Source organism: Priestia sp. P5_B4, from assembly GCF_056400385.1.
In genome coordinates this window covers 1-10927 of sequence record NZ_JBFULJ010000082.1, presented here as the reverse complement: position 1 = coordinate 10927, position 10927 = coordinate 1, and the positions used below count along the sequence as shown (strand labels likewise).

At 37.8% G+C, this 10927-nt stretch carries 9 protein-coding genes, 1 pseudogene and 1 riboswitch; of the genes and pseudogenes, 2 read left to right on the top strand and 8 right to left on the bottom strand.

The features are described from left to right. Window positions 1-262 precede the first annotated feature (262 nt). The 5 genes from bioA to AC1DRF_RS10225 form a co-directional block, all read right to left on the bottom strand. The gene (bioA, locus tag AC1DRF_RS10245; RefSeq protein ID WP_013055538.1) at window positions 263-1636 is read right to left on the bottom strand and encodes an adenosylmethionine--8-amino-7-oxononanoate transaminase; all 1374 of its coding nucleotides are present in this window, start codon (window positions 1634-1636) and stop codon (window positions 263-265) included. Next, window positions 1617-2339: a dethiobiotin synthase gene (gene bioD / locus AC1DRF_RS10240; RefSeq protein WP_013055537.1), complete on the bottom strand. Its 723-nt coding sequence runs from the start codon at window positions 2337-2339 to the stop codon at window positions 1617-1619. The genes bioA and bioD overlap by 20 nt, the downstream gene beginning before the upstream one ends. 32 nt (window positions 2340-2371) lie before the next feature. Further along, window positions 2372-2935: a biotin transporter BioY gene (locus tag AC1DRF_RS10235; protein WP_057274358.1), complete on the bottom strand. Its 564-nt coding sequence runs from the start codon at window positions 2933-2935 to the stop codon at window positions 2372-2374. A gap of 137 nt (window positions 2936-3072) precedes the next feature. Further along, the gene (locus AC1DRF_RS10230; protein ID WP_057274357.1) at window positions 3073-4509 is read right to left on the bottom strand and encodes an amino acid permease; all 1437 of its coding nucleotides are present in this window, start codon (window positions 4507-4509) and stop codon (window positions 3073-3075) included. Window positions 4510-4825: 316 nt separating this feature from the next. Continuing rightward, window positions 4826-6019 carry a NupC/NupG family nucleoside CNT transporter gene (locus AC1DRF_RS10225; protein ID WP_251620767.1) on the bottom strand — a complete coding sequence of 398 codons (1194 nt, stop codon included), beginning with the start codon at window positions 6017-6019 and terminating at the stop codon, window positions 4826-4828. Between the two features lie 137 nt (window positions 6020-6156). After that, window positions 6157-6258, bottom strand: a riboswitch (purine riboswitch). Between the two features lie 385 nt (window positions 6259-6643). Between AC1DRF_RS10225 and liaG the strand changes: the two genes are divergently transcribed. Then, on the top strand, window positions 6644-7513 hold the full coding sequence (gene liaG / locus AC1DRF_RS10220; RefSeq protein WP_477740689.1) for a LiaG family protein: 870 nt from the start codon (window positions 6644-6646) through the stop codon (window positions 7511-7513). A gap of 26 nt (window positions 7514-7539) precedes the next feature. Here the strand turns inward: liaG and AC1DRF_RS10215 are convergent, their stop codons facing one another. The 3 genes and pseudogenes from AC1DRF_RS10215 to folP all read right to left on the bottom strand — a co-directional run bounded on the left by AC1DRF_RS10215 (window position 7540) and on the right by folP (window position 10075). Further along, window positions 7540-7734, bottom strand: a complete 195-nt coding sequence (locus AC1DRF_RS10215) for a hypothetical protein (RefSeq protein WP_013055532.1) — start codon at window positions 7732-7734, stop codon at window positions 7540-7542. 241 nt (window positions 7735-7975) lie between these two features. After that, window positions 7976-9108: pseudogene (locus AC1DRF_RS10210) on the bottom strand (zinc-dependent alcohol dehydrogenase). 118 nt (window positions 9109-9226) lie between these two features. Next, on the bottom strand, window positions 9227-10075 hold the full coding sequence (folP, locus tag AC1DRF_RS10205; protein WP_477740688.1) for a dihydropteroate synthase: 849 nt from the start codon (window positions 10073-10075) through the stop codon (window positions 9227-9229). Window positions 10076-10428: 353 nt separating this feature from the next. Between folP and AC1DRF_RS10200 the strand changes: the two genes are divergently transcribed. After that, window positions 10429-10927, top strand: a 499-nt coding sequence (locus tag AC1DRF_RS10200; protein WP_477740687.1) for a S8 family serine peptidase, incomplete at its 3' end; no start/stop codon positions are given.

The window sequence follows — 10927 nt, the reverse complement described above, 5'->3', positions numbered from 1 at the left end:
TGCTTGTTACACCGCGGTTGATTTCCGTGCAAGACTTCGCTTTCCGCGGGCGGCCGTTGAGCCTTCTCGCTGCTTACGCTCCTGCGGGTTCTCACCTGTTCCGCTTTTCYCGCAGGAGCCTTCGCCTTGCCTTCCAATCAACCGCTAGAAGCAGCTAAATAGAGTAAATTCACGTTATCATAACCATAAAAAGATCCGAACGATTCATCGTTCGGATCTTCTTTCAATTAAATAAAATACTTTTGTCCTACCCTCTTTTTATTTAGCTCACTTTATAGCGTGCGATTACTTCTTTAATTGATTCATATACAATTTCAACCATTCTTTTTAATTCTTCGTCCGTCATTGAAAGAATAGGCATCATTGTAACCACAGGACCTAGTTCTCTAATAATTAAACCTTTTTGGCGAGCCGCTAAAATAATGTCTCCCATCACTTTTTTATCTTCAAAAACAGATTTTGTTTGGCGGTCTTTCACAACTTCGATTCCTGCCATTAATCCTCTTTGTCTAATGTCTCCCACGTTAGGCAGTTCATAAAGCTTTAATAGATAACGTTTAAAAACTTTTGCCTTTTCTTTTACACTACGGATTAACTCTCTTTCTTCTATCAGTTCAATATTTCTAAGCGCTACTGCACAGGCTAATTGATTTCCCGTATACGTATGTCCATGAAAGAAGGTTTTATTTTCATCTGGATGAGCTAAAAAAGCATTAAATATCTGTTCGGTTGTTAACGTAGCAGCAAGCGGCATATACCCTCCTGTTATCCCTTTTCCTACACACATAATATCCGGTACAACATCTTCTTGCTCACATGCAAACAGCGTTCCTGTTCGTCCAAATCCAACGGCTACTTCGTCACAAATCAGCAATACCCCATACGCTTTACACAAACGCTCTACTTGTTTTAAAAAACCAGGAGGATGTGTAATAATACCCGCTGCTCCTTGCACAAGCGGTTCAATAATCAAACCGGCTACTTCTTCTCCTTTGTTCTGCAAGAGCTTCTCTAGCTGGTGAATACAGTAAGCTGAAGCTTGCTCTTCCGTTTCGAATCCTTCCATACGGTAAGTATAAGGAGAAGGTGTGGGAATTCGTTCAAACAGCAAAGGCTTAAAGATGCGATGAAATAAATCCATGCCTCCCACACTGACTGCCCCAATTGTATCTCCGTGATATGCCTCATTCAATGAGATAAATTTACTTTTGTTTTTGTACTTTACAGAGTCGAGATTTTGCCAATATTGATAGGCAATTTTCAACGCAATTTCGACAGCGGCGGAGCCTGTATCAGAGTAGAAGACTTTCGATAAGCTGTCAGGAGTAATTTCCGCTAGCTTTTTGGCTAACAAAATGGATGGAACGTTTGCGGATCCAAGCAGCGTAGAATGCGCTAATTTTTCCACTTGTATATGTAAAGCTGTATTTAATTCCGGATCATTATGTCCATGCACGTTCACCCATAGAGAAGCGTATCCATCTAAATATTTGTTTCCCTCTACATCATATAAATAGCTTCCTTCTCCTCTTTCAATAATAAGAGGATTCGATTGACGGTAAGCTTTCATTTGTGTAAACGGATGCCATACATATTCTTTATCCCATTTCTCCAGCTCAGCTTTTTGATACGGCACAGTCAAACACCTCCTGAATATGTTGAATAACACTTTTTTGCCTCATCATTTTCTCAATATATGCATCTAACTCTTCATCGATATGTGTGAATACTGGAACGGTCATTAAAGATGATATTTGAAGCAGCTTTTCAATCGTTCGAACATTATCATTATGAATGATACTGCTGTGATTAAAACGATTAAAAATGAGTCCGTTGATTTTAAGGTGATGCTCACTTGCATATGAAAAGGTAGAAAGCGCGTCGTGAATGGCTCCTAACCCCGTTGTTCCAACAGCAATAACCGGCATTTGTGCATCTATGATCAAATCTTTTGTCATATAGAATGTTGTTTCTTCCTCAATTAAAGGTACGGCAAGACCTCCCGCTCCTTCCACGAGCACTACATCAAATTTCTTTTTTAATTCATTAATGCGTTTTAAGACGATTGAAGGCTCTACTTGCTTGTTGCTCAGTGCAATAGCCAAATGAGGAGACGTCTCCGGCTTTAACTGATAAATACCCGTATCTGCTACTCCGAGCCTTGTTTCAAACCAATGAATATCCGGATAACCTCCAATTTCGTCTTGGTAGCCGGTTTGAAATGGTTTGCAAATTGTCGTTTTTATTCCTAGACGACCAAGTACTTTATACAAAATACTTGTAACCAGGGTTTTTCCAATATCTGTTCCAGTTCCTGTAATAAAATACGCTTTGCCCATTTTCTTTTTTCTCCTTTTTTTCTATGTCTTAGTTACCCTGCTTTAACCCGCTTTGATGACAAACGACTAAATTGAGGCTGCATTCGGTGAATCAGCACTGAACATAAAATACACAATAAAAGATCTCCAGGCATTGGCAAAACAGCTCCAAAAAGAAGTGTATCACTCAGTGAAAGAGGCTTTTCAATTATCCATTTCATTGCTCCGTAAAGCCAGAAGCAGCCGACTGCGTACACAATAGCTAACGTAGATAAATTAGCTGAAAAGATAGAAAAGGGTTTCTTTAAGTCATATTTTTGAATAAGATAGCCGTTCATAAATGAACCTGCAGCATAGCCAATTAAATAGCCAAACGTTGGTTTGAAGATATACCCTAAACCTCCTCCTTCTGCAAAAACCGGAACACCGATTAACCCAATACCTATGTAGCATAGCTGACTATACAAGCCTAAACGCGGACCTAACAGCGCACCGGCTAAATAAACAGGAACAATTTGAAGAGTAAACGGTATGTAGGGAATAGGAATTTTTATAAATGCACCGATCGCCGTTAAAGCTGCAAATAAGGAAACATACGCCATTGTTTTCGGTTTCATATTTACCCTCCTTTCTCTTTTCGTTGCTTTAAGTTTGCAATAATTTCTTTTTATTTGTCAACTTAATTTTATTTTAAGTTTACAAATAAATAATAAAAAAAGACGCAAAAACCTGGGCTTTTGCGTCTTTTTGATTTTTATAAAATTACTTTTTTGTTGTCTTTAAGCTGCACTTCTTGACGGCTGATAGATAAATCAACTTTCTTTTTTACACGGGCATGATAATAAGCATAAAACAGCAGCGCTAGTGGAATACCAACATACAGTGCCATTCGCTGTTCTGCATCAAATGCCATGCTTCCCAATACGATTGTATTTAATACTAATGCGATTAAAGGTAATACCGGGTAAAGAGGGACTTTAAATTTTAAATCCTCGATTTGCCCTCCTTGATTGATATATCTTTTTCTAAATGCAAGCAGTGATGCAGCAATCGTAATCCAGCCGATTTGTGCACCTAAACCCGCTGCAGAAATGAGCCATACAAATACTGTTTCTTGAGCAAAGAATCCTGAAAGTAAAGATAAAAGCGCAATGCCTAATGTTAAAAGCAGGGCATTCATCGGCACACCGCGTTTATTTACTTTCATGAAAGCTGAACTTGCCATGTTATCTTTTGACAATGAATACAGCATACGCGTTGCTGCATAAAGACCTGAGTTAGCTACAGATAACAGTGCCGTTAGGATAACAAAGTTCATAATATCTGCTGCATATGGAATACCAATTTGGTCAAATACAACAACAAATGGACTCTCAACTACGCCTGCTTTTTCAAGCGGAATCATACCCGCTAAGACAGCTACAGCTAGTACAAAAAATACAAGCGTTCTCCATACCGTTTGTTTAATTGCTCTTGGTACAGTCTTGTCTGGGTTTTCACTTTCCCCAGCCGCTACACCAATAAGCTCCGTGCCTTGGAATGAAAAATTAACTGTAATCATGGTAATCAACACGGCACTAATTCCGTGAGGAAACACGCCGTGAGCCGTATAATTAGAGAAAAGCGGTGCGCTGTCTCCATTACTTAATGGAAGAAAACCAAACATAGCAGCTCCACCAAGCACGATAAATAAAATAATAGCTAACACTTTAATGCTGGCAAACCAAAACTCCGCTTCACCAAACGCTTTAGCTGACAGTGCATTTAATGAGAATAATAAAAGTGCAAATATAGCACACCAGATCCATACAGGAGAATCAGGAAACCATCTTTGCATGAGCTGACCTGCTGACAAAAATTCTAATGCAACCGTTACAGCCCAGCCCAACCAATATAACCATCCAAAAGCGAAACCAACACCAGGGCCAATAAATTTTGTTGTATATGTCTGAAACGAACCGGAAACTGGCATTGCTACTGCAAGTTCCCCCAAGCAAAGCATTGTTAAGTACATAATGAAGCCACCTACGATAAACGAAAGGATAGCTCCAATCGCTCCTGCTTGGCTAATCGTGTATCCTGTTCCTAAAAAGAAACCGGTACCGATAACCCCGCCGAGCGAAATCATAAACAAATGTCTGCTTTTCATCGTCTTTTTTAATTCATTTGTTTGCTGTTGTCCTTCTATCATATTAACGACATTTCCTTTCAACCTATTTATTACGAGATATTACCTAGAAAAAAATTAATAAACCTTTGTTTTCTATGCATATTTACTTACATATTTATGCGGTGTTCTCAATTTAAATGAAACAGCCTTTTGTAATCTTAACATAATGCTCACTAGATTTAAAATGTTTTTCTGCAAAAGTAAAATGAATTTTTCTTGAATAGTGTAATTTTCTTTTACTGTTGATATTCATAACCGCTTTTCTTCAAATGAATAGAGGATGCAACAAGAAAAAAGCTGTGCTTTCGAAGACGAAAGCACAGCTTTTTCACACTTTTTACCAAACAAACAATCCAACAATCATAGCACTTAATAATGAAACAGCGATACCGCTCACAAGCAGTTTCCATACGTTTTTTCCAATAATCGTTGATTTACCTTCTGATAACGTAGAATTATACGTTCCATAAATCATACCCACCGTACTGAAGTTAGCAAAAGATGTTAAGAATGTTGTAGCAACTGCAATCGTATGCGGTGGAAGTGTATCTAGATTTTTCTTCAAATCCATCATCGCGACGAATTCATTTGTTGCTAGCTTGATACCCATCAGCTGAGCTACGTACATTGCATCATGCCCCGTGAGCCCTAGTAAGAATGCGAATGGACTAAAGATATAAGAGAAAATCTTTTGTACAGTCAAGCCGTCTACGATAACGCCTAAAATACCGTTAAGCGCAGATGTAAGAGCTACATATCCAATAACCATCGCTAAAATAACAATAACCATGTTCATTCCGACTAACATACTGTTTGAAATGGTAGAGAAAAAGTCTTTTTTCTCCGACTTTGGCGGTACGTAAATCATATCTTCTTCTTTTGTAACATGAACTGGATTCAATAAGCTCACTAAAATAAGCGCGTTTAAACAGTTCAGTGGAATTGCTGTAAACACGTACGTAGCGGGAACCATCGTTAAATAAGCACCGATAATAGATCCGCTAATACTGCTCATACTCATAATTCCAAACGTAAGCAAACGGTTGTCTTTTAACACAGAAAGCTGATTACGAATAACCGCTAATGCTTCCGTATTTCCTAAAAACATCATTTGAATAGCGAAAAAGCTTTCTAATTTAGGCAAACGAGAAACTTTCGAAATGACCCAGCCTACTTTATCAATAATCCACGTTAAAATACCAAAGTAAGATAAAATGTCAAAAAATGTCACGATAAAGATGATAGGCAGTAATGCACTGAAGAAAAAGTCAACCGTTTCATTTCCCATCACGGATGGGAACGCAAAAGCAATTCCATCGTTAGCACAGGAAATTAGCCAAGTAAAGAACGAAGCAATCTTATTAATAATCCATGTTCCAATTGAAGTTCCTAACATAAACCAAGTAATGAGGACTTCAACGACTAGCAGTGAAGCAATTGGACGCCACTTTATCTCTTTCTTTTTAGGAGAACATAAAAAGACGACACCCATTACGACAAAAACGCCTAATAAATTTAATAAAAAGTACATGCAAGCCACTCCCAGGTGTGTATTTGAAAAACAAAAAAGCTCTTACTTTTCATAAATTCTGACAATAACAGAAAGTATGAAAAGTAAGAGCTTTGAAAGAAGACTGTACTCATGAGAATACGCCCTTCTTTTTGCTGCTTATATCCAAACTTTCTTGTAGTCTAGTTTTTTTCGGTTACTAGGTAGAGACTATCAGACCATATTACTGATAATATACAAGATCGTAATCTTAGCTGTATTCAATTGATATGAACAAATTCTACCCTTTATTTTTTTAATAATCAACACTTTAAAAGTTTTTCCGAATAATAAAATTGGTATGAAAATTCTATTTATTTATCACTCCTTTTGAACTACTCATAAGAAAATCACACAAAAAAAGTRAATTTAACCGTTCTTTTAACTCGATTATTTTCCTATTTTTGAAACAAAGAAATTGATTCTTTGATGAGTATGTTTAAATATCTACTTCGCTTTTCATTTAATTCCTTAAAAATATTTCATTTTTACGACTTGAGACGTAGAAAAAAATAATCCTGCTGTTCGTTGAAATTAACCGCTTTTCAATTTACACTTTATGGTAGAAGAAAACAAATTTAATTTAGGTAGAAAGCGGGTTATAACGTGAAAAAAATATTGGCTTTTATTTTAGTAATAGGTGGTACGGCAGTCCTCTTTTCTACTGCATTTGCACCTTCCTCTTGGTCGTTAAGTTCATTCAAGACGTCCAAGTCTGAAGCGGCGTTATCAAATGATATTCAGCATATTCAAATTGACTYTCCAAGCATTAGTACAACTGTCGTGCCGCAAGATCGTCAAGATATTAAAACAAAAGTAGAAGGTAAAGGAAAAGTAGATGTAAAGCAAAATGGAGACACCCTAGTCGTCACTTATCAAAAAAGTCCTTTTCAATGGCTTTCTATTTTTTCAAATACAAAAGTGACAATCTACATTCCTAGAGATTATCACCACAACCTTGCGCTTACGGTAGGTTCTGGGGACCTTCAAGTTGCTGCACAGCCTGAGCAAGCACTTCAGCTGAAAGATGTTTCGATTAAAGTAGGTTCTGGAAATGCAAGTATTTCAAACTTGAGGAGCACCTCTCTTCGTACGGATGTCAATTCTGGAGATTTACAGCTGAGTAATGTTGAAAGCCAAACGGCTAAATTTGCTGTAGGCTCTGGGGAAATTAAAGGAACAAACTATAAAGGAAAACTTCAGGCGCGCATTGGATCTGGTGATCTCTATATGGATTTTAAAAAACTAGAAGAGGCCGTTTCTGTAGATGTAGGATCTGGAGATGCCGTGCTGGTTCTTCCGAAAAGCGCTGGTTTTAAAGTGAATGGAAAAGTAAGCAGCGGTTATATAAACAATGACTTTAAGTTAAGCAATGCAACCGTAACAGAAGATGTATTAAAAGGAAAGCATGGAAATGGAAAATATCCTATTGATGCAGCTGTTTCAAGCGGAGAATTAACGTTAAAATCAAAATAAAACGAACACGGAAGTGTTCGTTTTATTTATGGTCTCACTGCAATATACCACGCTACTCCTACGATTGATCCTATGAATACGACTCCGTAAATAATAGATAAATTCACTATACTTTTCTTTTTAGATTTGCCGTAATCTTCATCTACTTTCTTTGCAGCACTGATCGTACCTGCAAGGGCAGCAACGCCGATAATAATGACAAGAAGCAATGCTAGTTTCATTCATTCTCTCCTCCATATTTCGGTGATTGAATAAGACTGAATACCAAGATGTTATTTATTTCATTTTAAGCAGCACGATTTAATAAGAATATGAAAGCGTTATATCTTCTCTTTCTATCATAAAGCTAAATTATGTAAAATCAACCATCCAATCGTGCATTATTTTCCTCCGCCACTTTACATACATAAAAAATTCTCGAGCTTCACTGCTCAGGAATCTTCACCTAATAGAGATGGTCTTTTAAGGTTTTAAAATGACTTTAATGCAGTTATCTTGATGATCATTAAAGATTTTGTAGGCATCAGCTGCGTCTGCTAAAGCGACTTTATGAGTAATAATTTCTTTTGGATCGAATTCTCCTTGTACAATTTGATCATATAATTTCGGCATAACGGGAATGACAGGAGCTTGCCCCATTTTGAGAGTTACATTTCGAGCAAAAAAAGCTCCTAACGGAAAACTGTTATAGTTGCTTCCGTATACCCCGGTGATTTGGACGGTTCCACATTTACGAACGGCTTTTGTCGCAATTTGAATAGGTCCGAGCGTTCCACCTTGAAGTTTTAATTTTTGTTCAATATATTCAAGAGACGACTTTTTGCCATCCATATCTACACAGTCAATCACCACATCTGCTCCGCCTTTTGTGATTTCTTTTAAGTGCTCCCCCATATCTGGGTATTCTGTAAAATCAAAGGTTTCTACGGCATTCATTTTCTTTGCATGCTGCATTCGGTATGGAACATGATCTATTGCAATAACCCGTTTGGCACCTTTCATCCAAGCAAACTTTTGAGCCATTAATCCCACTGGCCCGCAGCCGAGTACGATAACGGTATCCCCTTTTTTAACATCCGCATGCTCTACACTCCAATAAGCAGTTGGAAGCACATCTGATAAAAAAAGAAGCGATTCATCTTCTAATTCGCACGATTCCGGAATGACAAATGGTGTAAAATTTCCAAACGGCACTTTTAAATATTCAGCTTGACCTCCTGGATGATTTCCAAACTTTTCGGTATAACCGAAATAGCCGCCAGAATCGTAATGTGGATTAGAATTATCACATTGGCTCGTTAAATCATCCTTACAGTACGCACACTGTCCGCACGCTACGTTAAAAGGAATAATAACTCGATCTCCTTTTTTACTTTTGTAACATCCGGTCCTGCTTCTTCCACAATCCCCATTGGTTCATGACCAATAATATAACCGTGAGGCAATGGCATGCTTCCTTGATATAAATGCAGATCAGAACCACAAATAGCCGTTGACGTTATTTTAATGACAATGTCATCTTTCTTCTCTAACTTCGCACCTTCTACTTCTGCTACTTTTACCTGATTAGGTCCTTGATACGTTACTGCTCTCATTTTCACCCTCCATTTTTACAACCTTCATATTACTTAAATTTATCTAAAGGCATGTATTCTATCCGGAGAAATCAAGGAAAATAAAAAAGCAGCGCTTACGCGTCTGCTTAAATGATTATTAAAACTGAAATATATGTTTTCCTACCAGTACATCTGCCATCTTTACAAAGCGCTTGATTTCTAATACGTCATGAACTCGAACCATTTGAACGCCTTGTGCAATCCCTGCATATACAGTAGCTGCAGTTCCTTCCATTCTTTCCGTTGGAGGAGCATCGACTATTTGTCCAATAAATCCTTTACGAGAAGTAGCAAGCAGCACAGGATAGCCCATCTTTGTCAGCTGATCTAGATGCTGAATCGCTTCTACATTATGTGCAGCCGTTTTTCCAAAGCCAACGCCTGGATCTAAAATAATCTGATCATCTCGAACTCCTGCAGCTTTTGCAATTGATATGCTTTCTTCCAAATCACTTATCATATCTGTAATCAGATTTGTATAATTGGGCTCATGGCGATTATGCATTAAAATAATAGGAACATTATAGTCAGCTGCAACTTGAGCCATTTTGGGATCAGCCTTTGCACCCCATATATCGTTAATAATATGTGCTCCTGCTTCTAGCGCATGTTTGGCCACTTCCGACTTGTATGTATCTACAGAAATCGGCACCTCTACGCGCTTAGCCACTTCAGAAATAACGGGCACAATCCGTTTAATCTCTTCTTCATCACTAATTCTTGTATACCCAGGACGAGTTGATTCTCCTCCGATATCAATGATGTCTGCTCCTTGCTTCACCATTTCCTCAGCATGAGCCACCGCTTTATCTACATCGTAGTATTTTCCGCYATCTGAAAATGAATCCGGGTTTACGTTTAAAATCCCCATAATAAGCGTACGGTCCGCATAATTCAGTTCATATTTTCTGCATTTGATGACGGATTGAGACGTTAAAGTTGACACTATCCTCAGCCCCTTCGTAATTTGCAAATTGATGTATATTTATAAATATCATGTATTTTGAGAATGTCATACCGTTCGTAATTATATCAAAAGTCGCCGGTCCTATGTGATTTTTCTTAGAGTTTCTTTCTTCTATAGTGTGAGATAAACATTAAAAGTGAATACACAGATAACATTAAAAATCTCTATCGGGCTTGTCTTCAGGGTCTTTTTTCCTTTTCTCACATCTTTTGTGAGTCTTTTTATTCAAAAAGAAAGGATTCGCATGAAAAGTGTTTAATTTATAGCAATAGTTGGGAATTTATAATTAAGTAACTTCCATTTTTATGGAATTCATTTTAAGGAGGATGACTATGACTCAACAACCGTTACAAGTCAAATTAATTCCTTATACAATTGAGTCGATTATCGACTCAACAAACGAAACGCCTAAAGGAGTAAGCTTAATTCAAGCGCCTGCTATTTGGGAACAAAGCAATCAAGGAGAAGGCATTGTAATTGCAGTTATCGACACTGGTGTTGACACAAATCATCCTGACTTAAAAGATTGTATTATCGGAGGAAGAAACTTCACTTCGGATTATGACGGAGATTCTTCTGTATTTGAAGATAATAATGGGCACGGCACTCACGTGTCTGGTACCATTGCTGCTGCGCTCAATAATGAAGGGGTAGTAGGAGTGGCACCCAAAGCAAAAATTCTAAGCTTAAAAGTACTTACCGGTGAAGGATCGGGAAATTACGAATGGATTATTGACGCTATTAACTACGCCGTCGAATGGCGCGGTCCTAACAATGAGCGAGCACGAGTTATTTCCATGTCACTCGGGGGACCACAAGACGTTCCAGAAC